Below are 24,325 nucleotides of genomic sequence, written 5' to 3' on the forward strand. Positions count from 1 at the left end.
CGAATCGTACCCCAAACCGACACAGGTGGTCAGGTAGAGAATACTAAGGCGCTTGAGAGAACTCGGGTGAAGGAACTAGGCAAAATCGTACCGTAACTTCGGGAGAAGGTACGCTCCGATTGGTGATGGGACTTGCTCCCTAAGCTGATTGGAGCCGCAGTGACCAGGTGGCTGGGACTGTTTATTAAAAACACAGCACTGTGCAAAATCGCAAGATGACGTATACGGTGTGACACCTGCCCGGTGCCGGAAGGTTAATTGATGGGGTTATCTTCGGAGAAGCTCTTGATCGAAGCCCCGGTAAACGGCGGCCGTAACTATAACGGTCCTAAGGTAGCGAAATTCCTTGTCGGGTAAGTTCCGACCTGCACGAATGGTGTAACCATGGCCACGCTGTCTCCACCCGAGACTCAGTGAAATTGAAATCGCAGTGAAGATGCTGTGTACCCGCGGCTAGACGGAAAGACCCCGTGAACCTTTACTACAGCTTGGCACTGAACATTGAACCTACATGTGTAGGATAGGTGGGAGACTTAGAAGCAGAGACGCTAGTTTTTGTGGAGTCGTCCTTGAAATACCACCCTTGTAGTTTTGATGTTCTAACGTTGGCCCCTGAATCGGGGTTACGGACAGTGCCTGGTGGGTAGTTTGACTGGGGCGGTCTCCTCCCAAAGAGTAACGGAGGAGCACGAAGGTTGGCTAAGTACGGTCGGACATCGTACGGTTAGTGTAATGGTAGAAGCCAGCTTAACTGCGAGACAGACACGTCGAGCAGGTACGAAAGTAGGTCATAGTGATCCGGTGGTTCTGAATGGAAGGGCCATCGCTCAACGGATAAAAGGTACTCCGGGGATAACAGGCTGATACCGCCCAAGAGTTCATATCGACGGCGGTGTTTGGCACCTCGATGTCGGCTCATCACATCCTGGGGCTGAAGTCGGTCCCAAGGGTATGGCTGTTCGCCATTTAAAGTGGTACGCGAGCTGGGTTTAGAACGTCGTGAGACAGTTCGGTCCCTATCTGCCGTGGGCGTTTGAGAATTGAGAGGGGTTGCTCCTAGTACGAGAGGACCGGAGTGAACGAACCGCTGGTGTTCGGGTTGTCATGCCAATGGCATTGCCCGGTAGCTACGTTCGGAACTGATAAGCGCTGAAAGCATCTAAGCGCGAAGCAGGCCTCGAGATGAGTTCTCACTAGACTTTTAAAGTCTCTGAAGGGCCGTTGAAGACTACAACGTTGATAGGCAAGATGTGGAAGTGGTGTGAGCCATTAAGCTAACTTGTACTAATTACCCGTGAGGCTTAACCATACAACGCCAAACGCGTTTTATGCGACAGTTTAAGCGCAGAAGTTAATAGACTAAAGTAGATTACTTGATTACTCTTTATTATCAGAATTCCAAATTTTAGTAAGGTCGATTAAATCGACCTTACACCAAATTTGCTTGGTGACAATAGCGTTTTGGACCCACCTGACCCCATGCCGAACTCAGCAGTGAAACGAAACAGCGCCGATGATAGTGTAGCATTTGCTATGTGAAAGTAGGACATTACCAGGCTCCAAATAAGAGAAACCCGTTACAGCAATGTGACGGGTTTTTTTACGTCTGAAGAAAGTAAAAACGTAGGTGAAAGGTAAAAGGCATCAGGTAAAAGGAAAATAATAAGCGCTTAATGCCGACTCTATACATTTGCTATGTGGCTCTCTACCGCTGTGGGCACCACGACACTACCAGGCTCCAAATAAGAGAAAGCCCAACTAGAAATAGTTGGGCTTTTTTACGTCTGCAGAAAAGTGAAAAATAAAGGTGCAAGGTGAAATGCACTAGTTAAAAGGAAAAAATAATAGCCAAAAGCTACCTGCATGCTTTCATTATGACTCTCAACGCTGTTTTGCCATGCGCTGTTGCTAAGAAGTAGCAAACAGACTCAAATGAGCCGCAGCTTACTTTGAGTTTTTATATTATTAAAGCAAGCTTAACGGTGTTCGTTTCTGAGAAAAATATAATTTTGCTTTGTTAGTGGCTTTGATTTAGGATCAAAACAGTTTAAAACCAATATTGATTTGCCTGTGTATAGATTATTAATTAGCGCCTTATCCATTTTCTTTTGTGTTTCTGTATCTGCAGTTGAAGTAACTGATCTATATCAAGATATTTTGGTTGTAGAAGATAAATCTCGTGATGCGCGTTTAGACGCTAGTCGCAAAGCGCTTCTTAACGTACTAGTAAAAGTGAGTGGTGATAAAAGTGCAGATGAAAATCAGATAGCACAGCAACGCACCAAAGATATATCTGATTATATGCTTAAATTTGAATACGATGAGCGTATTCCCGGAACGCTTAAGTTACTAGTTAAATTTGAAGCGCGAAAGATCAATGCACTAATAAAAGATCTTAATTTGCCGTTGTGGGGAGCTCAACGTCCACTGGTTGCTATCTGGTTAGGCATTGAAGATAACAGGCAGCGAGAGCTGGTTACTCAAGAGAGTTATCCTCAGTTAGAGCAACTGATTTACGACAAAGCAAGCCGCCGCGGTTTACCGGTTGTTGTGCCTTTACTCGATTTACAAGACAGACGGCTTGTTGGTGTCCCTGAAGTTTGGGGAAATTTTTCTGGGCCTGTAGAAGAGGCATCTAAACGCTACAGTGCTGAGCGAAGTATTACTGCTAGAATGTATCAAGCGTTTAACTCTGATAATTGGGTACTAGATTGGCGCTTTACCAATGATGAAATGTTTGAATCTAACCGTATCACTGGCTATAGACAGCAAATTGTTGCGCAAATGATTGATGATTTAGCACAAGGTTTAGCTGGTGAATATGCGATTGATCCTAATGCTTATTATGAGCAGCGTACTGCCAATTTAACTTTAAAAGGGACTGAGAGCTTTGTTGATATTGAATTGGCTAAGCGCCGCTTAATGAATCTAAGCGTAGTAACTCAAGCTGTTATTTTACGCAAAACACCCGATTCGGTTGAGTTTGAGCTTCATCATACGGGGACTGTGAGTGACCTTAAAAAAGCCCTTGGCCTGGATAACGCCTTTAAAGACTATGTTGATCCTCGTGCTTTTTATCACATAGTTGATGAGCAAAGCCTAGAGTATCAATGGGTTGTAAATTAATGCTAACTCAAGAGCCAATACAAATGGCATTGCCGGTTACTTTACCGGACGATGAAACATTTGCATCCTACTTTGGCGGTGAAGACTCACTCGAGGTAAATCATCTCAAAGATAGCTTTTCTAAGCTTGCTCACTCTTTTCAGTATACCTATTTGTGTGGCTTAGGAGATTCTGGTAAATCTCACTTACTATATGCTACCTGTATTCAAGCACAAGAGCGTGGCTTATCTAATATGCTGCTTTCCATGCGCGAGGTCATTCATTTTGGACCAATGGTTTTAGATGGGCTTGAAGCATTGGATGTATTGTGTATTGATGATGTGCACTTGGTAGCAGGCAATGATGCATGGGAAAAAGCGTTATTTAACTTTTTTAATCGCTTTAATGAGCCCAATAAAATGCTGGTAGTGACTGCCGATTTACTGCCTAACATGCTTAATATTAGCTTGCCCGACTTAGAATCCCGTTTAAAGTGGGGCACTACGTTTCAAATTCGTTCTATGAGTGACGATGATAAAGCACAGGCGCTGGTTAAGCGTGCAAATATGCGTGGGCTTGAACTGAGCGATGAATGTGCGCGATTTTTATTAACGCGTTTGAGTCGTGATATGCGTGCTTTATTGGATGTATTAGACAAATTAGATCACGCATCCATGGCTGCACAACGAAAATTGACTATTCCTTTTATAAAATCAACGCTAAAGCTGTAGTAGGTCTAGAATCTAGACCCTGCTTTCAGTTATCATTAGCTAACTAAATTGTAATCACCTTCTGTGAAAGATCAGGTATCGAATGAACTTAGAAAACATATTAGCGCAAGCACTTGAGGCGGTAGCCAGTGCCAGTGAAATCGCGCAGCTAGAAGAGATCAGGGTTAACTATCTTGGTAAAAAAGGCGAAATTACCAGCTTACTTAAAACGTTAGGTAAAATTGCCCCTGAAGAACGTAAAGAAGCAGGCCAAGTAATTAACCAAGCTAAGCAAGACGTGCAAGTTGCGATTAATGACAAGCGTGAATTGTTAGCAAGTAAAGCATTAGAAGAAAAACTAGCAGCAGAAACAATCGATGTAACTTTACCTGGGCGTGTTATGCCATCGGGTGGTTTGCACCCAGTAACTCGCACCATTGAGCGTATTGAAAGCTTCTTTGGTGAACTTGGCTTTGCTGTTAAATCAGGCCCTGAAGTTGAAGATGATTTTCATAACTTTGATGCGTTAAATATACCAGAGCATCACCCAGCTCGCGCCGATCACGATACCTTTTACTTTAATCCTAAGCTGGTTTTACGTACTCAAACCAGTGGTGTACAAATTCGTACTATGGAAACTGAGCAACCGCCACTGCGTATTATTTCGCCAGGGCGTGTATACCGTAATGACTACGACCAAACACACACGCCTATGTTCCATCAGGTGGAAGGGTTGATGGTTGATACTGATGTAAGCTTCACTGAGCTTAAAGGTATTTTACATGACTTTTTACGTAACTTTTTTGAAGAAGACATGGAAATTCGTTTTCGTCCTTCATTCTTCCCGTTTACAGAGCCTTCAGCCGAAGTGGACGTGATGGGTAAAGACGGTAAATGGTTAGAAGTATTAGGCTGCGGCATGGTTCATCCTAACGTACTTAAGTCTGTAGGCATCGATCCTGAAAAATACACAGGTTTCGCTTTTGGTATGGGTGTTGAGCGCTTAACCATGTTGCGTTACGGCGTAAACGATTTACGTGCGTTTTTCGAAAATGACTTAAAATTCCTAAACCAGTTCCGTTAAGAGTGAAGAGATAAAATGAAATTTAGTGAAAAGTGGTTAAGAGAGTGGGTAAATCCTGCAATTGATACGCAAGCTCTTTCGGAACAGCTTTCAATGGCTGGTTTAGAAGTAGATGGCGTTGAGCCGGCAGCAGCCAAATTTAATGGTGTTGTTGTAGGTGAGGTGGTTGAATGTGGCCAGCACCCTGATGCAGATAAACTACGTGTAACAAAAATTAATGTTGGTGGTGATGAACTGCTTGATATTGTTTGTGGTGCACCAAATTGCCGCCAAGGTATTAAAGTTGCAGTTGCCACTGTTGGCGCAGTGTTACCAGGCGATTTCAAAATTAAAAAAGCCAAACTCCGTGGTCAGCCTTCACACGGCATGTTATGTGCGTTTGATGAGCTAGGTATTAGTGAAGAAGGCGATGGCATTATGGAATTGCCTCTTGATGCGCCTATTGGTAACGATTTACGCGAATATTTAGCGCTTGATGACAACATTATTGACGTAGATTTAACGCCTAACCGTGGCGACTGTTTAGGTATTAAAGGGCTTGCCCGCGAAGTCGGCGTACTTAACAGTATTGATGTAAATACATTAAGCATTCCAGCGGTAACGCCGACAATTGAAGACAAAGTATCAATTGAGTTGGTTAACGATGATGCCTGTCCTCGCTATTTAGGGCGTGTTATTAAGGGCATTAACCTAGACGCTGAGACGCCATTATGGATGGTTGAAAAGCTACGTCGTAGTGGTGTACGTTCAATCGATCCGGTTGTTGATGTGACTAACTTTGTATTATTAGAGCTTGGCCACCCAATGCATGCATTTGATTTAAATGCGATTGAAGGTGGAATTAAAGTACGTAGTGCAACCCCAGGTGAAGAGCTGGTTTTATTAGACGGTAATACGGCTAAATTAAATGAATCGACATTAGTGATTGCCGATCATCATAAAGCACTAGCCATTGCTGGTATTTTTGGCGGTGAGCAATCGGGTGTTACTGAAAAAACAACTGATATCCTGTTAGAAAGTGCATTCTTCAACCCTGTGGCTATTGCAGGACAAGCACGCAGCTATGGTTTGCACACTGATGCATCTCATCGCTATGAGCGTGGCGTCGACTTTGCACTACAACACGATGCCATGGAGCGCGCTACAGCGTTACTTCTGGAGATTGTAGGTGGTAACGCAGGTCCAATCGTTGAAGCTGTTGCTGCAGATAAACTACCAAAAGTAACTGAAGTGCGTTTACGTCGTTCACGTTTAGACCGTGTTATTGGTCATCACATTGACGATGCTAAAGTAACCGATATACTTACGCGTTTAGGTCTTGATGTTAAATTTGACAATGATAGCTGGAGCGCTGATGTACCAAGCTACCGCTTTGATATTCGTATTGAAGAAGATTTAATTGAAGAAGTAGCACGTGTATACGGTTACAACAGTATTCCTAATGTGGCACCAACTGCAAAACTTAAAATGACCACACACGATGAGTCAACTGTTGCACTGAGCCGTTTTCGTAATGCGCTAGTAACCCGTGGTTATCAAGAAGCCATTACTTACAGTTTTGTTGATCCTAAAGCGCAAGCTATTTTACATCCAGAGTGTAACGCATTGGTATTGCCGCACCCAATTTCAATTGAAATGTCAGCGATGCGTGTAAGTTTAATGCCTGGCTTATTAGCATCTGTTGCCTATAACCAAAACCGCCAGCAACCACGCATTCGCTTATTTGAACATGGCCTTAAATTTATCAGCGATGAAAGCGCAGAAAATGGCGTTTACCAAGTGCCGGTTATTGGTGGTGTTATTACCGGGCTTGTGCATGGCGAACATTGGGTTGAAGAAAAACGTAACGTTGATTTTTACGACCTAAAAGGGGATGTTGAAGCATTACTTGCTATTACCAATGATGTTAGCCGCTTTGAAATTAAAGCCGAGCAATCAGATGGCCTTCATCCTGGTCAATCAGCTGTTATTTATGTTGATGGAAAAAAAGTAGGTTTCTTTGGTGCATTACACCCTCAAGCGCAAAAATCGTTAGATATCAATAACGCTACTTTTGTGTTTGAAATTGAAATGTCGGCATTAGAAAAAAGAAATTTACCGCAGGCTGTTGGGGTGTCTAAATTTCCATCAAATCGCCGCGACATCGCTATTTTAGTACAAGACAGCGTTAAAATAGGTGATATTTTAAACGTCATCGGAAAAGTTGGCGGAAATCAATTGGTTGACCTAAACTTATTCGATGTGTATAAGGGCAAAGGTATTGAGCCAAATTATAAGAGTTTGGCGATTGCTCTAACACTGCAAGCGGTTGATAGAACACTCGAAGAGAAAGATATCAATCAGGTAGTTGATAACGTGGTGGCCGCACTGGCCGAAAAGTTTAATGCATCGTTGAGGGACTAGATATGGCGCTTACTAAAGCCGACATAGCTGAACACCTATTTGAAAAGCTCGGGATCAATAAAAAAGATGCCAAAGATTTAGTTGAAGCGTTTTTTGAAGAAATCCGCTCAGCGCTTGAAAAAGGCGAGCAGATTAAGCTCTCTGGATTTGGTAACTTTGATCTTCGAGATAAGAAAGAAAGGCCGGGACGTAATCCGAAAACGGGAGAAGATATCCCAATTTCAGCACGTCGCGTGGTTACCTTTAGACCGGGGCAAAAGTTAAAAACCCGTGTCGAAGTAGGCACTAGCAAAAAATAAACAAAAAGGCAGCGTAAGCTGCCTTTTTTGTATCTGTTTTATTATTTCCGGGGGGAGATAAACGTTCCTTGATCTATTTGCTGCAAAGTCTGCTCGGCTAACCTATCTAAACTCTCTAAATTCTTTCCTTGTGCTATTAACTGCTGCTCAATTAACAGTATATCAATATGTTCAATACCAGAAAACTGAGCTATTTTGGCAAAAATATAAGCATGTTTATATTGTTGATGTTTATAAAACAGGCTGATTAAAGACATATATATTTCAGGGTTCGGTTCATGCTTCGCTTTATTCAGCGCTAGCGTGTTGTATAAAAAATTAATCGCTTTTTCTTCATCAACCTTAATGTAATAAGACGCTAAGTAAAATTGCATCTCAGCACTTTGTTCAACTTCTGCAGTATGTTCTAAAGCGAGCAAACGTGTTAATGCACTTTCGTCATTGTTTCTTGACCAATGATAATAAAGCAAGCCCGGGTGGCTGGTGTGTTTTGTCTGTTGATAAATCCGTGCCATTTCCCTCATGCTCGTTAAGTGGGCATGTCGGCGAGCCGTGGTTTTGCTTTTTAGTTTTATGTGCTGAATGTTGGCTGCCAAAGCAATACATTGATTGTAATGCTCAAACGCTTTAAGTAATTGATATTTGTGTTCATCGGTTGGTTGTAAAGATTCAAGGTGACGAGAAAAAATAGTACGTTCTCGCTGCGCTTTACAGTGACTATCTTGGTTAAGATCATTACATATGGCCGGCGATTGAACGCAAATATCTTCAACGGTTAAAGATTCTTCACAGCCTGTAAGCAAAATTGCAAAGGCGAGGGTTATGCGCTTAAAAGCCATCCGAGTCTCTCAAATTATTAGGGTCTGTTGACCTTTCAAGGTTGAATTTGCAGCAGTCTGTTTGGTATTGAGACAAGGCAGAGCCTATGTGGTGTGGTTATTCCCCATAAATAGGCGATAACGTAGCATCAATGCCAAACAGGCGCTGCCCGAAGGGTTCTGCCTAGGTGCGATTTACTCTTTGTTGCCTACATGGATGTAGGTAAGGGGCGTGAGCAGGACGCGGAAGCTTTGCTCGGTTTTGACTTAGCCCACTAGGTTACAAACCTCGCGCCGCGATTAAATTGTCCCTAGTTTGAACAAATTTTAATCCGCAAAGGTCAACAGACCCTCATATAGTATTATTCTAGCCTAAACTTTAGTCTCTAACAGTAGAGAATAAAATGAGATTAAATTAGAATAGACCTGCCCGAAGGAATGCGTTGCTCTCAAAATTTGATGCATTCTTAGGCTATCCGTTCAAAATTGTTTAATTAGGTAAAAAAAATGACCTCATCTCACGAGTTAGAATACACAAGTAGCTGGCAAGAACGTCAAGATTACGCAGAAAGCATGCAGCCTATTATTGGTAAATTGTACCGTAATCGTGGTATCGAAATCGCTGTTTACGGCCGTCCATTAGTAAATTCAAGCACTATTGATATTATCAAGTCTCACAAATCAGTAGCTCAATTTGAAGGGACTAAACTGCGCCTACGTGAAAGCTTCCCATTCTTAGAAGCTATCAGCAAAATGGAATTAAATTCTGCCCGTATCGATATTGGTAAATTAGCATACAGCTATTTATACACAGATGCAGCGAATGGTCGTTCAGTAGAAGAGTTTGTTAAAGATGAACTTGCTGAAATTGTTGACTCTAAACCAAAAGCACCACGTGACGTTGTACTTTACGGTTTTGGTCGTATCGGTCGCTTATTAGCGCGTTTATTAATTGAAAAATCAGGCCCGTATGCCGATTTAAACCTTCGCGCTATTGTTGTGCGTGGCGGTAAAGATGGCGATTTAGAGAAACGTGCAAGCTTATTACGTCGTGACTCTATCCATGGTCCATTTAATGGTTCTATCACTATCGATAAAGAGCGTAATGCAATTAAAGCGAACGGTAGCTACATTCAAGTTATCTACGCTAACTCGCCAAGTGAAGTTGATTACAGCGCCTACGGCATCGAAAACGCATTAGTCGTTGATAACACAGGTATCTGGAAAGATGAAGCCGGCCTTGGTCAGCATTTAGAATCTAAAGGGGCTGCAAAAGTATTATTAACAGCGCCTGCTAAAGGTAATATTAAAAATATCGTTTACGGTGTAAACAACCAAGATATTTTACCGGAAGACAAAATTGTCTGTGCAGCAAGCTGTACAACCAATGCGATTACGCCAACACTTAAAGCATTAAACGATCAGTTTGGTATTAAGAATGGCCATGTTGAAACGGTTCACTCGTACACTAATGACCAAAACTTAATTGATAACTACCACAAAGCGGAACGTCGTGGTCGTGCTGCGGCGCTAAACATGGTTATCACTGAAACAGGTGCTGCGAAAGCGGTTTCTAAAGCATTACCAGAGCTTGAAGGTAAACTAACAGGTAACGCAATCCGTGTACCTACACCAAACGTATCGTTAGCTATCTTAAACTTGAACCTTGAAAAGAGTACAACGGTTGAAGAGCTTAATGCGTTTTTACGTGAAACAGCACTTCACTCAGACCTACGTGATCAAATTGATTACACAGCATCAACTGAAATCGTCTCTACCGATTTAGTGGGTAGCCGTTACGCAGGTGTTGTTGATTCTCAAGCAACGATTGTTGATGATAACCGCGTAGTACTTTACGTATGGTACGACAATGAGTTTGGTTATAGCTGTCAGGTAGTTCGCTGTATGCGCGACATGGCAGAAGTCTCATTCCCAAGTTTACCTCGATAAACACATGAGCTATTAAGAAAAGCCAGCACTTGCTGGCTTTTTTAGGTCTGAAGATTTTTAAAGTGAAGCGGTTATGGTACGCTTTATTAAATTGGGTACGCGTTTATACACTTTTAAAGTGCAGTGACACGTATTTACCTCTTGGCTAAATGCCTTAGCCAAAGACACACAGTTAACTAATAGGTTTGTTGTAATGAAAATCAGTAGCAATTTCGACAGTGGTAATATTAAAGTTATTGAAGCCACCGATCCGTTAAATATTCAGCTAGAAATTAATAAAGATCATCAGTCTGAGTTTTATCAGTGGTTTCACTTTCGTCTTGAGACAACGCCTTATCAACTTCATCAGTTAAATATTAATAATCTTGATAAGTCTGCATACCCTGATGGTTGGGTAGACTACCAAGCTGTCGCTTCATACGACCGTCAAACATGGTTCCGTGTACCGTCTTCGTATGAAAATGGCACATTAACATTTGAGCTTGAGCCTGAGTGCAGCAGCGTTTACTTCGCCTACTTTGCTCCTTACAGCTACGATCGTCATTTAGACTTATTAGCATGGGCGCAAAGCCAAGAAATTTGCCAACTAGAAACACTAGGCCAAACACTTGATGGGCGTGACATGAGCGTGCTTAAAATTGGTCAGCCAAGCGCCGATAAAAAAGTAATTTGGATCACTGCTCGTCAACACCCAGGTGAAACAATGGCAGAGTGGTTTGTAGAAGGCTTAGTACACAAGCTACTTGATGATGAAGACCCTCATGCAGCAGCCTTACTATCAAAAGCGGTATTTTATATCGTGCCAAACATGAATCCAGATGGCAGTGCACGCGGTCACCTACGCACTAACGCTAAAGGGGTTAACTTAAACCGTGAATGGCAAACACCCAGCATGGAAAACAGCCCAGAAGTTTACTTAGTACTTAATAAAATGCGCGAAGCCGGCTTAGACATGCACCTAGACATTCATGGTGATGAAGCCATTCCATATAATTTTGTTGCCGGTAGCGAAGGCATACCAAGCTATGATGCACGCCTAAAAGGCCTAGAAGATAGCTTTAAGGCCGCGCTTTTAACTATTACTCCAGAGTTTCAAGATACGCATGGCTACGATAAAGACGAACCAGGTCAAGCTAACCTAACAGTAGGTTCATCAGCGACAGCAGAAGAATTTAAAGCACTTACTTACACAGTAGAAATGCCATTTAAAGATAATAATGACTTACCCGATCCAGATTATGGTTGGTCAGATCGTCGTTCATATCAATTTGGTCAAGATACTTTAGCAGCCATTGTTAATGTTGTAGACAACTTAAGATAAAACGTTAGTTTCAAAGGGTATCAATAAATATTGATACCCTTTTTACTTTTAGCTAAACCAACCGTATCAAAAAATAAGAATCATTTACCCACCACAGCACTAAAACGTTTCAATACACCTTCTCGACAGATTTAATACCATATAGTCTAAATCAATTTGCACTTAGTTAAACGTTGCTCTGGAAGACTTAATATAAATAAACAATAAGTTGTTTTGAAAATTAACTGTTAACAAGGTTGGGCACTTAAGTTAATATCGATTGAACAATAAGAAAAACGGAAAAGATTAACCCCTTATTTCGTAAAGCTTATGACAGGTATTCTGAGTAGCAGAGTATGGTAATTAATAATAATAAATATAACTGTGAGGATGTTCATGGAAGCTTTTGTAAGCGCCGTTAATGATGTTGTTTGGAGTGATGCACTCATCTATTTATGCCTAGGCGCAGGTTTATTTTACTCCGTACTAACTCGATTTGCTCAAGTTAGACATTTTAAAGAAATGTGTAAGCTATTATTTAGCCCTAACACCTCAGAAAAAGGAATTTCATCTTTTCAAGCTCTTGCTGTTTCATTATCTGGCCGAGTAGGGGTTGGTAATATTGCCGGTGTGGCAGCCGCAATTGGTTTTGGAGGCCCTGGCGCTATTTTCTGGATGTGGGTTGTTGCTTTTTTAGGTGCAAGTACTGCATACGCGGAGTCAACATTAGGTCAAATTTATAAGTTAGAAGAAGACGGCCAATACCGCGGTGGTCCAGCGTATTATTTTGATCGTTGTTTAGGGCAAAAGTGGCTGGCTGTATTATTTGCTGTGTCGGCAATTATAGCGTGTGGGGTTTTCCTGCCGGGCGTGCAAGCAAATGCTGTGGGCAACGCATTCACTCAAGTATTTGGCGATGGCACTATGGTGTCTACAAGTTTTGGTGACGTAGGTAGTTTTAAACTGGTTGCGTTGGCCATTATTCTAATCGTTTTAGCGTTTATTATCTTTGGTGGTATAAAGCGCATTGCTAATTTTACGCAAATTGTAGTGCCATTTATGGCGCTTGGTTACATCGTATTGGCCTTAATTATCGTATTTTTAAATATAGACAAAGTCCCGGGTATTTTCTCGCTCATTATTGGTGATGCATTTACAGCCCAAGCAGGTTTTGGTGCTGCAATTGGCTGGGGTGTTAAGCGTGGTATCTATTCTAATGAAGCCGGCCAAGGTACAGGTCCTCATGCTGCGGCTGCGGCAGAAGTTGATCACCCTGCACAGCAAGGTTTAGTGCAAGCTTTTTCTGTTTATGTTGATACACTTTTTGTATGTACAGCAACGGCATTAATGATTTTAATGACGCAGCAATACAATGTAGTCGGTACTTTGCCAGAAGGGCAATTCATTATACAAAATGTGGATGCGGCAACTGAAGTGGGATCAGCAGCATTCACCCAAATGGCGTTGTTTAGTGTATTTGGTAGCTTTGGAGAAGCGTTTGTAGGTATCGCTTTATTCTTCTTTGCTTTTACCACCATACTGGCTTATTACTTCATTGCTGAGACAAATATCGCGTACTTAAATCGCTACTTTAAAGGAAGTATTCCGCTTGTAGTGGTAAAACTTATGATTATGTTTATGGTAGCCTACGGCATGGTTAACAGTTCCGGTTATATTTGGACTATTGGCGACATAGGCGTTGGCTTAATGGCGTGGATCAACATATTGGGTATATTAGCCATTTTCTTTGTCGCTAAACCGGCCTTAACATGTTTGAGTGATTATGAAGACCAGAAGAAAAAAGGTGGCCAAATCACATTTGATCCCGTTAAGTTAGGGATTAAAAACGCCACCTTCTGGGAAAAACGTCTTGAAAAGCAATCTAAAGACGCTGAATAAACAGATCCCAATAACCTAATATCATCTATTGGGTTAAATTCAAAAAAGACAAAGAGCAATAAAACAAGTACAATGAAAAGCGCCGAAAGGCGCTTTTTTTATGCGTAGTATGGAGAGAGATGTATGGCGATTATTCGTTGCCCCAAATGTGCAAAATCAATTTCAGATAAACATTCGCAGTGTCCACATTGCCAAAGTAACGTTGCTGAATTAAATGCCGAGCAAGTTCAACAACTTCAACGTGAGCAGCGAATTAAAAAGCAGCAAATGTTTATGAACCACTCCTTTTTAGCGCTGATCTTATTTTTAGGTGGCTTCTTTTGTTTGTACTTCCTACAACCTCAAGAAAAAACACTTCAGTGGTATGCGTATACCTCGGCCATTGGCATTGGCTGTATTTGGTACCTTATTAACCGTATTATTTTAGTGACTCTGAAAAAGAAAAAATGACATGAATATTGACAACCTAGTACAGAATATTACTCCAGAATTATTTGAGCGCCTACAGTATGGCGCGGCAACGGGAAAGTGGCCAGATGGCACGCCTTTATCAGATGAGCAAAAGCAACAAACAGTGCAACTAGTGATGTTGTACCAAGCAAAAGTAGCACAATCAAACGAGCAGTTTACCATTGGTGCAAATGGAGAAATGATCCAAAAAACCAAAGCGCAACTACAAAAAGAATTCAAATCAGATAACGAAATAGCTAGGTTCAGTGAAAATGATCTTTAAACACCTTTTTACACCAAAATGGAAACACCCAAAGCAACAAGTTCGTTTAGATGCGATTGAAAAACTTGATGTGGCACGTGACGTAACAATTTTAAGCACCTTAGCCCTTGAAGACTCATCGGCTGAAATTCGTCGTAAAGCACTGCAAAAAGTAAACGACTTACCACTGTGGTGGAAAGCTTACAAACAAGATCAGGCATTGAAAGATGTTGCTGAACAACAAATCTCATCGGCTGTATTAAACAGTGAAAGTAGCTTGTCGGCGCAGATTAAAAATGAGTACATTGAACGCTTTGCACCGGTTAAAACCCTTGAAAAACTAGCATTTGCTGAAAAAGAACTGCAAGTGAGAGTTAAGCTATTAAAACGCCTAGCTAACCCTAAACTGATTGAAAAAGCCTTTAAAGAAGCAAACGAAGAGCTGCAAAAACAGTTAGTTGATTTAGTCATTACTCAGCAGTTAACTAAAGCACTGTTAAAGCATGCTCAAGGTGAAGCCAAAGTTGCGCTAGAAAGTCATCTTGAAAACGAGCGTTTAGCGCTTGAAATGCCATCGCAAGTTGAAAACGCAACCCGTGTTATTTTAGCCAAGCTTAATGCATTGCGTGATAAAAATGACTACGCCATTGTTGACCCACAAGCTGCAGAACTCATGGCGCAGTGGCAAGCTCTTGAATTAAAATGGCTAAGTGAAGAACATGTAAAAACCCTTGATGCTAAATATATATCAATTACCGATAAGCTTGATGCTCACATTGCCACATTAAAAGCGCAACATGAAATAGAGCAGCAACGTTTAGCGCAGCAACAGCGCCAAGTGTTAGCGTTAGCTACGTTAGAAGCATTAAGTGAAGAAATTGAAAATGCATTGCAACTTGGATTAGAAACCCCAGAGCAAATTCAGCAAGATTGGCTTATTGCAAAAGTAGCACAAGCAAAAGACACACTAGATAAAACGCAATTGATGGCTGATCAGCAATCAAAACAAGTGATTAATAAGCTTGAGCAACTATTTTTACAAGTAGCCAAGTTACCTGAGCTAACTACGGCGATTAAAGAATATAAAATTGCTTACAGTGCGCTGTGCGAAATAAAACCCGCCGAGCAGCTCAGTGATTACGATCAACAACTAAGTGCCTTTAATCACACATTTAAAGAGGCACGCAGCCATTTAGATGTACTTAGCACTGATTTACAAGCGTCATTTAAAACCCAACTTAATGCGCATAAAAAGCAATTTTTAGCTGCAATGAGCGAACTCACTAAGCCGCTTGAAAAAACGCAAAGCCAAGCTAAACGCAAGGCACGTGATGTAAAACGTTTAATTGAAGAAGGGCGCTTTAACGTTGCATTTGGTGTATTTAAAGGCTTCGAAGAGTTATTTAATGCCCTAACTGAGAAATACCAACAGCCGCTGGTTAACTTAAAAGCAGACCTAGAAGCGCAATTAGCCGATGCTAAAGATTGGCAAAAATATGCGGCCGCACCAAAACGTGCAGCACTTTTAGAAGAAGTAACAGTGTTAGTTGATGAGCCGTGTAACGATCCACAACAGCGCGCTGATCAAGTTAAAGTACTTCGCAAGCGTTGGAACGAGCTAGGACGCCTTGATACAGAGCAAGAGAAACAACAGGGCAACGAGTTTGATGAAAAAATTGAGCTTTTATTTGCCCCTTGTCGCAGCTACTTCGCTGAGCAAGAAGTGCAACGTGAAGCAGCAAAAGCAGAGCGCGAGCAATTGATTGCTGATATGCATGCACTGCATTTACAAGCAACTGATACGGCTGATTTAGATTGGAAACAACTAGAAAGCAACTATAACCGTTTGCAAAAAGCATGGCGAAGTGTGGGTAAAGTTGATCCGAAAACATACCGCGTGTTGAACGAGCGTTATAAGGCAGAGCAGCAACAGGTTGTAGCGTCACTTAACGCGTTTCATAAAGGCAATGCCGCACTTAAAAATGAGCTCGTTGAGCAAGCACAGCAATTATCACAAAGCGATAATTTAGCAGACGCTTGCCAACAGCTAAAGCAGTTACAGCAACAGTGGCAAACCATAGGGTTTGCAGGCTTAAAAGCTGAAAACGCATTGTGGCAAAAATTCCGTCAGTTTAATGATGCAACTTTCACTAAACGAAGCGAAGAGTTTGAACAGCAAAAGCGCGAACAAAGCGAGTCAGATAAGCTGGCAACAACTGAGCTGAATGAGCTTGAAGCAGCATTAAATAGTGTAGAAGGTAAAGCCCAATTACTTGACTTGCAAACCAAAGTTAAAGGGTATACACAGTTTAAATCGTTAACCCCTAAAGTGTCTGCTTTGTTATCAGCCATAGATGAAAAACTGACAGGCTTAGCGGCTAAAAATGAGCAAGCTAATTTAGATGCTTTATTTGTTGCACTTGAGAACAACGAGCCAGTCCCGAGTCAATTTAATGGTGCAGTTAAAACAGCATTGAGCTGTGAGCAGCTGTTAACGCGTATGGAAATACTTGCGAGCGTAAGTTCGCAAAACTCATCGCAAAGAATGGTAGAGCAAGTAGCCATGCTTGATGATAAGCACCGTGGCGAACACGCTGATTTAAATTATTATTTAAAGCAGTTATTAGCACTCAGCGAGGGTTCAGTCACAGCTGACACACTAGCAAGGTTAAAAGTTATTTTTGCTGTAAACTAGGGTCTGTTTACCTTTCAAGGTTAAATTTGCAGCAGTCTGTTTGGTATTTAGGCAAGGTAGAGCCTATGTAGTGTGGTTATTCCCCATTAATAGGCGATAACGCAGCATCAATGCCAAACAGGCGCTGCCCGAAGGGTTCTGCCTAGGGACGATTTACTCTTTGTTGCTCGGTTTTTACTTAGCCCACTAGGTTACAAACCTCGCGCCGCGATTAAACCGCCCCTAGTTTGAACAAATTTTAATCCGCAAAGATCAACAGACCCTAAGCGCAATCGCTCTTATCAACTAAAATGAAAAAGCCGCTATTAAAGCGGCTTTTTATTATGGTTACTTACTGCCTATACGATTAACCAATAGGGTTTTGCATGAAAATTTTTGTTTTTATTTCACTACTATTTTTAACTGCCTGTAACAGTACGCAGGGTATTTCGGTTTATTCATTTACAAATTCAGAGGTTGAGTCGTTACTAAATAAAGAGTTACCTAAATTAAGTGAAAAAGTTAGCCTGATGGGCTTACCTGTGCAGTTTGATGTGAATGATTTAAGCGTTAATATTGGCCCAGATAATAGTGATTATGTTTTATTAGGTGCAGATTCTAGCGCCGAGATTAATGCTTTTGCATTAAAGTACCCAGTGCGCTTAAAGCTGCAAATACAGGGCACTCCTTTTTATGACAGCGAGAAAAAAGCGGTATTTTTACGTAATGTTAAGTTACTCGACTCAAGCATTGATGCCGGTGGCTTTAAAGGTAATTTAGAAGTGCTGGATAACGAGGCCATGGATGTAATGAATGCTTTTTTAGCCGTTAACCCCGTTTATAAGTTAAATATGAACGATCCTAAAATGGCATTATTAAGTAATTTACCTTTAGATTTAAAAGTAGTAGAAGGCGCTATTAAGCTAGTCCCTCGGTTATAATTTAGATCCAATAGGCGTAATAAAACGTATTAGTTGACCTTATTATTAATAGATTAGGTTAATTATGGCTAATGAGCGATCCGTTCCCACATCTCGACTTTCACGTTTTGCAAAGTTAGGCTCATTAGCCACTGGCGTCGCCACGAATATGTTAGTGGGCGGGGCTAAAAGTGCGCTTTCTGGTAAAGGCTGGGATAATAAAAGCTTATTGCTTCAGCCTAAAAATATTGAAAACCTAGCCACTCAACTCTCACACCTGCGCGGTGCGGCAATGAAGCTTGGGCAGCTGCTTTCAATGGATGCTGGCGACTTACTAACCCCCGAACTTGCTCAATTGCTGTCTTTATTGCGCTCAGATGCCAACCCGATGCCACACAAACAACTGGTTAGTGTTTTAAAAGAGCAGTGGGGAGAGGATTGGTTATCGCGTTTTTCTCATATTGAGCTCAGGCCGTTTGCGGCGGCGTCCATTGGCCAGGTTCATTTAGCTTATAAAGAAAATGGCGCGCAACTGGCAGTTAAAATTCAATACCCTGGAATCGCAAAAAGTGTAGTGAGTGACGTAGATAACGTGATCACTTTACTTACCTTATCGCGGTTATTACCTAAAGAGCTGGATATTAAACCCTTAGTGGCAGAAGCCAAGGCACAGCTATTAGCAGAGGCCGACTACACTCGAGAAGCTGAGTATTTAGCACGTTACAAAAACCTGTTAGCAGATAACGCGCATTTCAAAGTCCCTAGCGTGTATCCTCAGCACAGTACTGCGCAAGTGCTAACCATGGAGTATGTAGATGCCAAGCCTATAGAGGGCATTACATATTTACCACAATCAGAGCGAAGCCGAGTTGCTGAACAACTGATTGATTTATTTTTTAAAGAAATGTTTGTCTTTAATTTAATCCAAACCGACCCTAACTTTGCAAATTTTCATTACCAACCTGAATCACAAAAAATAGTATTATTTGACTTTGGTGCCACACGAGAAATTACCCCAGCACTAAGTAATGCCTATCTAGCTTTATTTAAAGCTGGTAGTAATAACGATCGTGAAGGGGTGCTCAATGCCGCCACCGATATTGGCTATTTTAAAGATTCCCTCAAAGACAATTACAAAGAAAAAGTGATTGATTTATTTTTAATGGCCTGCGAGCCACTGCGCTATAACGGCGAGTTTGATTTTAAAAATAGCGCGCTTGCTAGCAATATTAAAGATGCAGGCTTGCAGTTAAGCGCACAGTCGCAGCAATGGCATACGCCTCCTGTTGATGCGTTGTTTATTCACCGTAAGCTAGCGGGCTTGTATTTAATCGCAGCACGGTTAGAAGCAAAAATAGATATTAAGGCATTATTTAGCCATTACTAGGTGCTAAAGCAAGAGAGAATTGGCATAATACTCGCGATATTTCGCGAGGTCTGCAATGATAAAAAACTTTTTAAACGATCCTACTTTATTACTTAATGCGGTAGGTGAGGGCATATATGGATTTGATTTATCTGGTAATGCGGTGTTTGTAAATCCAGCCGCAGAGCGAATGACGGGTTGGACGGCCGATGAATTATTAGGAAAAAAAATACATCAATATCATCATCACAGTCATGCCGATGAATGCCAAATTTACTGCACCATGTTTGATGGCAAACGCCGCGAGGTTAAAAACGAAGTATTTTGGCGTAAAGATGGCAGCGCCTTTGCTGTTGAATATACCTCCACGCCTGTTTATAAAAATAGCCAGCTTATTGGTGCCGTGGCTGTTTTTCGCGATATATCAGCGCAGCAGCGAACCCAAACCGCGCTCCAAGATGCTTTAGCGCAAGTAAAGCATTTAAGCGAGCAGCTCAAAGATGAAAACGACTACCTTACTGCCGAGCTAAATCAGGATTGGCAAGACTCAGGGCTTGTAGGGCGAAGTGATGTATTTCAACGTATGTTGCAGCAAATACAGTTAGTGAGCGAAACCGACAGTACGGTGTTGATACTTGGCGAAAACGGTACTGGCAAAGAGCTGGTGGCGCGTAACTTACATAGATTAAGCAAGCGCAATGAGCAGGCGTTTATAAAAGTTAATTGTGCGGCGTTTACCCCTAGCTTATTAGAATCAGAGTTGTTTGGACACGAACGAGGCTCGTTTACCGGCGCAAATGAGCGACGTAAAGGGCGTTTTGAACTTGCTGATAAGGGCACTCTATTTTTAGATGAAGTGGCAGAGCTGCCGTTAGAGTCACAAAGTAAATTATTACGAGTATTACAAGAGCGCGAATTTGAGCGAGTAGGGGGCAGCCAAACCCTAAAAGTCGATATTCGTATCATTGCTGCAACCAATCGTAACTTGTGGGAAATGGTACAAGCAGGGCTGTTTAGAATGGACTTATATTACCGTTTGAACGTGTTTCCTATCAAAGTGCCAGCACTAAAAGAGCGAAAAGAAGATATACCTTTTTTATGTCAAAACTTAATTGTTCAAATAAACAAGCGGCTAGGTAAGCAATTACAGGGGTTAAGTAACAAAGCTATCAGGCAACTACAGGCCTATGACTGGCCAGGCAATATCAGAGAGCTGCAAAACGTGTTAGAGAGAGAAGCTATTTTATCTACACAGCCCACACTGCAGTTAAGTCAGCCGCTAAAAGCCGGTGATGCGAATGCTGTTAACCCAACGCTTACACTGGATGAGGCGCAAAGGCAGCATATTATCTCCGTACTGATGTTATGTAACTGGAAAATTGCAGGCGAACAAGGCGCGGCAAATAAGTTGGGCTTACCTGAGAGTACGCTTCGCTCAAAAATGCGAAAATTAGCAGTGCATCGTACTCGTTAACTCGCGATATATCGTGCATGTCGTTAAATGTCGCGAATTTTCGCTTGGGTAGTATATGTAAAATCAATTAATATCAATAAGTTAAATTAACTTTCACTGTGGTCTGAAAGTTGCAAAATCGTACTTAATACCCGTCACTATTAAGTAAGTAACATGAAGTTTGATATTAAAGAAGAAGACATGATCATTAAGCCCTACAAAGAAGAAGGGCCGATTTATATACGCGAGCAAAAAGGGTTTTTTCAGCGTATACGCCGTAATTTAGGTTGGCTGCTAATGCTCAGCTTTATCGCCATTCCTTGGATTCAATATAACGGTCAGCAAGCGGTTTTATTGGATGTGGCCACCCAAAAGTTTACTATTTTTGGCCTAACCTTATTACCTCAAGACTTTATGATTCTCGCCATGCTATTTATGGTGGGGGCGTTTGCCTTATTTTTTGTGACCAATTGGCTTGGCCGTGTGTGGTGCGGCTATACTTGCCCGCAAACAATTTGGATGTTGATGTTCTCTTGGGTGGAACAACGTATTGAGGGAACGCGTAACCAGCGTATTAAGCTTGATAAAAGCCCATGGGATATTACCAAGTGGCGTAAAAAAATCACTAAGCACAGTGCATGGCTGGTTATTTCACTCTTAACTGCCACTTCTTTTTTAGCGTATTTTATTCCAGCTAAAACCTTATACTTAGAAATGGTTAATTTTGAATGGTCTGGAATTACCAGTTTTTGGGTGTTTTTATTTGCGTTTTGTACCTATGGCAACGCAGGTTTCTTACGAGAAAAAATGTGCACAGTGGCGTGTCCGTATTCGCGCTTTCAATCGGTAATGTTTGATAAAGACACGCTGGTGGTAACCTACGATAGCGAACGAGGTGAAAACCGCGGCCCACGTAAACGCAAAGCCGATCCTAAAGCGCTTAATTTAGGTGACTGTGTAGACTGTAACTTATGTGTTGAAGTATGTCCTGCTGGGATTGATATTCGCAATGGACTGCAATATGAATGTATTAACTGTGGCTTATGTATTGATGCCTGTGACGATACCATGGATAAGTTTGGCTACGGAAAAGGCTTAATTAAATACGCCAGTGAAAAGCAAATGGCGGGGCAAAAAACTAATCCATTTAGGCTCAAGTTAGTGGGCTATGGCGCTTTAACTGCGCTGTTAATTATTTCTATGTTTGCTTGGATGCTACAACGTACGCCTATCGAAGCCTCTGTCCTTAGAGACAGAAATGCACTGTATCGGGTAAATTATGAAGGGTTAGTCGAAAACCCTTATACACTCACCATCATTAACAAAACGCAGCAACCTCTGCATTATTCTATTTCAATTAGTGGGTTAGAAGGTGCGAGCTTGCAAAGTCCTAACGCTGTGTTGGTAGAGCCAGGGTTGATGAAAAGTGTTCCTGTAACGGTTACTGCCGATGGATATGATATACCCACGAAGGTGAGTAAGCTGCAGTTTAAAATTACCGCACAAGAGGACAATAGCATTTCAATTACTAAAGAGAGTCAGTTTTATAAAAACTAGCCCATTCGGTTTTTCGTTGACTATACCTCGGTCGTGTAATTAATTTACTCGGCTGAGGTAAGCTGACTTTTTATAAATGCCTTAGCGCTTGGCAAGTCATCAAATAAGCAATCTTGTAAATGAGCGTCACGTCCTGAGCTGTGCATAATACGTTGTAGTTGCCTTATGGCTATGGGAGAGGTGAGTATAAAGGCACTCATTATGCAATTATTTATCCCCATTGTTTGGCTAACATCGATCATATTTTTTTCAGCGTCAGGGGTGGCGGCCACAACGTCGGGCGAGTGGCTAATATAGCCCCAAGGTTGATGTTTAAACGTTGCTATGGTGTCTAACAGAGCGGCTTTAAAGTGATTTAATAACTCAGGGTTTAAGTTGCCTTTAAATTGCGCAATAACAATATTACCCTCAACATAAAAACTGTAACTGCCGTAATTATTTTTAAATTCCAATAACCGCTCCTTTGTCTGCACCTTACTATGTGCTGATGGATACCATAACTATTACTTATTAATAATGTAGTCCAACGCACCCGAAATTGCCGCAACTTGCGCTAATATGCACTCTTCAGGGTTGGCCGTTGCACTATCTGGGTAAACTTCCGTGGTTGTAACGTAGGTCGCATCAGATAACCCCATGCATAAACCTAACTCTTTTGCTGCATAGTTTATTACCCCAAATTGTTCTTGAGGTACACCAATTAATTGTTTATTTTCATCGCTTGGAGCGATGTGTGTGACCTTTTCAACACATTCAATAATAGCTTTTTGAAAAGCAGGCTCTGGTTTGTTGCTGTCAGCGACTAAATAAAAACCGTCTGGAATATTCCAATTAGTATTTACTTTACCTTCGCGCGCTGCAAGTGCAGGGCGAAATTCACTGTTATCTGAATCAGTGGTTTCATGTAAATCGATATGCGCGATTAAATCAGTATTTAAAGATTGCACATAATTCATTACCAATGCAGATTCTTGCGCAGGGCTGCCTTCATAAAAAGAACGGTTTGGATCAATTGCCTCTGGGTTCCAGCGGTTTATTGTTTCATAACCCCATGGGCTAATGCAGGGAGTAATCACCAGATTAAATTTCTCTGCGTATTGAGTTGCCAATGTTTTTGCAAACCTTAATGCACCATGTACTCCGCTGGTTTCGTAGCCGTGTACGCCGCCAGTGATTAGCACTGTGTGTTTATTTTTATCAAAGTGTTGGGTTTTTAATGCAAACAAAGGGTAACTGTTTTGAGCATAATTAAGTTCACCATATTGCTCTACAATAAGCGTATCTTTTAGCTCATTAATCAGCGTTAATACTTCATCGTTATAGCTACGTTTAATTTTCTGGGCTTCAAGCCATTGGAGTTTATGATTGTTATTCCACTTTTCACCAGGGTTGCCAATAGGGTAGGTACTGTTATTCATATTAAACCTTTACGTTGAATTATCTCTGCGGGCTATAGAGCACATAGACCATAATGACGAAAATAAAGCGTTAGCTTAACGCTGACTAAAATAGCGCGCAAGTATATGCGATAGTCACTGCATTAGTTAATGGCTGAGCTTGAATGCGGATAGTGCCTTTGTTGCATAAAGTCTTCTAAAAACCATGCAGCAAATTCATGTCGGCCTTCTACATCGGCTTTACTGTAAATATCGGACGCTTGTTGACGAACGGTTTTTTCTTTTGTGTTTCTTAGTGCGCTTATTTCTTTAAAGCTTAAGCCTTTAAGTAACAACATCGCGACTTCTTGCTCACTGCGGGTCAATGTCCACTGTGAAAATTGGGTTTGAATAACACCACTGTATTCATGACGCGCATCCATCATTGCCTGTGATATGTTTTTAAGTTCTTTTTTTGAATGCACTAATTCTTGTTTCAGCGCATTAATATTGGCAGTACGCGCACGAATATCGCTAATTAAGTAAATAGCACAGGCTGCAGAAATGACAACGATTAAGCCCTCAGAAAAAATATGCCACTGCGGCACGCCTAAATGTATATCCGTTAGTACATCAAAAAAGTTTAGCACCATTATTATTAACAAGGTGGCTGCTATTAACTTGTCTCTCATTAAAACC

The 24,325-nt window shown here is 41.4% G+C and carries 19 protein-coding genes and 2 rRNA genes; 17 read left to right on the forward strand and 4 right to left on the reverse strand.

Annotated elements, in window-relative coordinates; all coding sequences use genetic code 11:
• The 7 genes from L641_RS0121665 to ihfA form a co-directional block, all read left to right on the forward strand.
• A 23S ribosomal RNA gene (locus tag L641_RS0121665) occupies positions 1 to 1,309 on the forward strand; the annotation flags it as partial.
• A 134-nt stretch (positions 1,310 to 1,443) separates the two neighbouring features.
• Positions 1,444 to 1,558, forward strand: a 5S ribosomal RNA gene (rrf, locus tag L641_RS0121670).
• A 512-nt stretch (positions 1,559 to 2,070) separates the two neighbouring features.
• Complete coding sequence (locus L641_RS0121675) at positions 2,071 to 3,126, forward strand: DUF2066 domain-containing protein (RefSeq protein ID WP_024603125.1); 1,056 nt, start codon at positions 2,071 to 2,073, stop codon at positions 3,124 to 3,126.
• The gene (gene hda / locus L641_RS0121680; RefSeq protein ID WP_024603126.1) at positions 3,126 to 3,836 is read left to right on the forward strand and encodes a DnaA inactivator Hda; all 711 of its coding nucleotides are present in this window, start codon (positions 3,126 to 3,128) and stop codon (positions 3,834 to 3,836) included. The genes L641_RS0121675 and hda overlap by 1 nt, the downstream gene beginning before the upstream one ends.
• An 82-nt stretch (positions 3,837 to 3,918) precedes the next feature.
• Positions 3,919 to 4,899, forward strand: a complete 981-nt coding sequence (pheS, locus tag L641_RS0121685; RefSeq protein WP_013464600.1) for a phenylalanine--tRNA ligase subunit alpha — start codon at positions 3,919 to 3,921, stop codon at positions 4,897 to 4,899.
• Between the two features lie 15 nt (positions 4,900 to 4,914).
• Positions 4,915 to 7,302: a phenylalanine--tRNA ligase subunit beta gene (gene pheT, locus L641_RS0121690; protein ID WP_024603128.1), complete on the forward strand. Its 2,388-nt coding sequence runs from the start codon at positions 4,915 to 4,917 to the stop codon at positions 7,300 to 7,302.
• Positions 7,303 to 7,304: 2 nt separating this feature from the next.
• Positions 7,305 to 7,601 carry an integration host factor subunit alpha gene (gene ihfA, locus L641_RS0121695; protein ID WP_008114070.1) on the forward strand — a complete coding sequence of 99 codons (297 nt, stop codon included), beginning with the start codon at positions 7,305 to 7,307 and terminating at the stop codon, positions 7,599 to 7,601.
• 41 nt (positions 7,602 to 7,642) lie between these two features.
• Here the strand turns inward: ihfA and L641_RS0121700 are convergent, their stop codons facing one another.
• Positions 7,643 to 8,440: a DUF2989 domain-containing protein gene (locus L641_RS0121700; RefSeq protein WP_024603129.1), complete on the reverse strand. Its 798-nt coding sequence runs from the start codon at positions 8,438 to 8,440 to the stop codon at positions 7,643 to 7,645.
• Positions 8,441 to 8,926: 486 nt separating this feature from the next.
• On the opposite strand from L641_RS0121700, the gene L641_RS0121705 reads away from it, so the two are divergent.
• The 10 genes from L641_RS0121705 to ccoG all read left to right on the forward strand — a co-directional run bounded on the left by L641_RS0121705 (position 8,927) and on the right by ccoG (position 22,250).
• Entirely contained in the window at positions 8,927 to 10,369 is a 1,443-nt protein-coding gene (locus L641_RS0121705; RefSeq protein WP_013464603.1) for a glyceraldehyde-3-phosphate dehydrogenase, read from the forward strand.
• A gap of 193 nt (positions 10,370 to 10,562) precedes the next feature.
• Positions 10,563 to 11,690, forward strand: coding sequence for a M14-type cytosolic carboxypeptidase (locus tag L641_RS0121710; protein WP_013464604.1), 1,128 nt, complete (start codon positions 10,563 to 10,565; stop codon positions 11,688 to 11,690).
• Between the two features lie 375 nt (positions 11,691 to 12,065).
• Complete coding sequence (locus L641_RS0121715; protein ID WP_024603130.1) at positions 12,066 to 13,568, forward strand: alanine/glycine:cation symporter family protein; 1,503 nt, start codon at positions 12,066 to 12,068, stop codon at positions 13,566 to 13,568.
• A gap of 123 nt (positions 13,569 to 13,691) precedes the next feature.
• Positions 13,692 to 14,018: a hypothetical protein gene (locus L641_RS0121720; RefSeq protein ID WP_013464606.1), complete on the forward strand. Its 327-nt coding sequence runs from the start codon at positions 13,692 to 13,694 to the stop codon at positions 14,016 to 14,018.
• Position 14,019: 1 nt separating this feature from the next.
• Positions 14,020 to 14,301 carry a DUF1315 family protein gene (locus L641_RS0121725; RefSeq protein ID WP_013464607.1) on the forward strand — a complete coding sequence of 94 codons (282 nt, stop codon included), beginning with the start codon at positions 14,020 to 14,022 and terminating at the stop codon, positions 14,299 to 14,301.
• The gene (locus L641_RS0121730; protein WP_024603131.1) at positions 14,291 to 16,975 is read left to right on the forward strand and encodes a DUF349 domain-containing protein; all 2,685 of its coding nucleotides are present in this window, start codon (positions 14,291 to 14,293) and stop codon (positions 16,973 to 16,975) included. The genes L641_RS0121725 and L641_RS0121730 overlap by 11 nt, the downstream gene beginning before the upstream one ends.
• A 365-nt stretch (positions 16,976 to 17,340) precedes the next feature.
• A complete protein-coding gene (locus L641_RS0121735; RefSeq protein WP_024601178.1) occupies positions 17,341 to 17,895 on the forward strand; it encodes a DUF1439 domain-containing protein in 555 nt (184 codons plus the stop codon).
• A 64-nt stretch (positions 17,896 to 17,959) separates the two neighbouring features.
• The gene (locus L641_RS0121740; protein WP_024601177.1) at positions 17,960 to 19,261 is read left to right on the forward strand and encodes an AarF/ABC1/UbiB kinase family protein; all 1,302 of its coding nucleotides are present in this window, start codon (positions 17,960 to 17,962) and stop codon (positions 19,259 to 19,261) included.
• Positions 19,262 to 19,316: 55 nt separating this feature from the next.
• Positions 19,317 to 20,714 carry a sigma 54-interacting transcriptional regulator gene (locus L641_RS0121745; protein ID WP_024601176.1) on the forward strand — a complete coding sequence of 466 codons (1,398 nt, stop codon included), beginning with the start codon at positions 19,317 to 19,319 and terminating at the stop codon, positions 20,712 to 20,714.
• 153 nt (positions 20,715 to 20,867) lie between these two features.
• Positions 20,868 to 22,250: a cytochrome c oxidase accessory protein CcoG gene (gene ccoG / locus L641_RS0121750; protein WP_024601175.1), complete on the forward strand. Its 1,383-nt coding sequence runs from the start codon at positions 20,868 to 20,870 to the stop codon at positions 22,248 to 22,250.
• A 44-nt stretch (positions 22,251 to 22,294) separates the two neighbouring features.
• Here the strand turns inward: ccoG and L641_RS0121755 are convergent, their stop codons facing one another.
• From L641_RS0121755 to L641_RS0121765, 3 genes are all read right to left on the reverse strand, one after another.
• The gene (locus L641_RS0121755) at positions 22,295 to 22,702 is read right to left on the reverse strand and encodes a hypothetical protein (protein WP_024601174.1); all 408 of its coding nucleotides are present in this window, start codon (positions 22,700 to 22,702) and stop codon (positions 22,295 to 22,297) included.
• Between the two features lie 51 nt (positions 22,703 to 22,753).
• Entirely contained in the window at positions 22,754 to 23,668 is a 915-nt protein-coding gene (locus L641_RS0121760) for a M14 family metallocarboxypeptidase (RefSeq protein WP_024601173.1), read from the reverse strand.
• A gap of 122 nt (positions 23,669 to 23,790) precedes the next feature.
• Entirely contained in the window at positions 23,791 to 24,318 is a 528-nt protein-coding gene (locus L641_RS0121765; RefSeq protein WP_024601172.1) for a helix-turn-helix transcriptional regulator, read from the reverse strand.
• Positions 24,319 to 24,325: the final 7 nt, after the last annotated feature.

The sequence above is a fragment of the Pseudoalteromonas sp. TB41 genome, assembly GCF_000497975.1.
GTDB classification, from domain to species: domain Bacteria; phylum Pseudomonadota; class Gammaproteobacteria; order Enterobacterales; family Alteromonadaceae; genus Pseudoalteromonas; species Pseudoalteromonas tetraodonis.

Coding starts and splice junctions, on each gene's coding strand:
- L641_RS0121725 (WP_013464607.1), top strand. CDS start 14,020: ATGAATATTGACAACCTAGTACAGAATATTACTCCAGAATTATTTGAG.
- L641_RS0121745 (WP_024601176.1), top strand. CDS start 19,317: ATGATAAAAAACTTTTTAAACGATCCTACTTTATTACTTAATGCGGTA.
- L641_RS0121710 (WP_013464604.1), top strand. CDS start 10,563: ATGAAAATCAGTAGCAATTTCGACAGTGGTAATATTAAAGTTATTGAA.
- L641_RS0121740 (WP_024601177.1), top strand. CDS start 17,960: ATGGCTAATGAGCGATCCGTTCCCACATCTCGACTTTCACGTTTTGCA.
- L641_RS0121765 (WP_024601172.1), bottom strand. CDS start 24,318: ATGAGAGACAAGTTAATAGCAGCCACCTTGTTAATAATAATGGTGCTA.
- L641_RS0121715 (WP_024603130.1), top strand. CDS start 12,066: ATGGAAGCTTTTGTAAGCGCCGTTAATGATGTTGTTTGGAGTGATGCA.
- ccoG (WP_024601175.1), top strand. CDS start 20,868: ATGAAGTTTGATATTAAAGAAGAAGACATGATCATTAAGCCCTACAAA.
- hda (WP_024603126.1), top strand. CDS start 3,126: ATGCTAACTCAAGAGCCAATACAAATGGCATTGCCGGTTACTTTACCG.
- L641_RS0121705 (WP_013464603.1), top strand. CDS start 8,927: ATGACCTCATCTCACGAGTTAGAATACACAAGTAGCTGGCAAGAACGT.
- L641_RS0121730 (WP_024603131.1), top strand. CDS start 14,291: ATGATCTTTAAACACCTTTTTACACCAAAATGGAAACACCCAAAGCAA.
- pheS (WP_013464600.1), top strand. CDS start 3,919: ATGAACTTAGAAAACATATTAGCGCAAGCACTTGAGGCGGTAGCCAGT.
- ihfA (WP_008114070.1), top strand. CDS start 7,305: ATGGCGCTTACTAAAGCCGACATAGCTGAACACCTATTTGAAAAGCTC.
- L641_RS0121735 (WP_024601178.1), top strand. CDS start 17,341: ATGAAAATTTTTGTTTTTATTTCACTACTATTTTTAACTGCCTGTAAC.
- L641_RS0121700 (WP_024603129.1), bottom strand. CDS start 8,440: ATGGCTTTTAAGCGCATAACCCTCGCCTTTGCAATTTTGCTTACAGGC.
- L641_RS0121720 (WP_013464606.1), top strand. CDS start 13,692: ATGGCGATTATTCGTTGCCCCAAATGTGCAAAATCAATTTCAGATAAA.
- L641_RS0121760 (WP_024601173.1), bottom strand. CDS start 23,668: ATGAATAACAGTACCTACCCTATTGGCAACCCTGGTGAAAAGTGGAAT.
- pheT (WP_024603128.1), top strand. CDS start 4,915: ATGAAATTTAGTGAAAAGTGGTTAAGAGAGTGGGTAAATCCTGCAATT.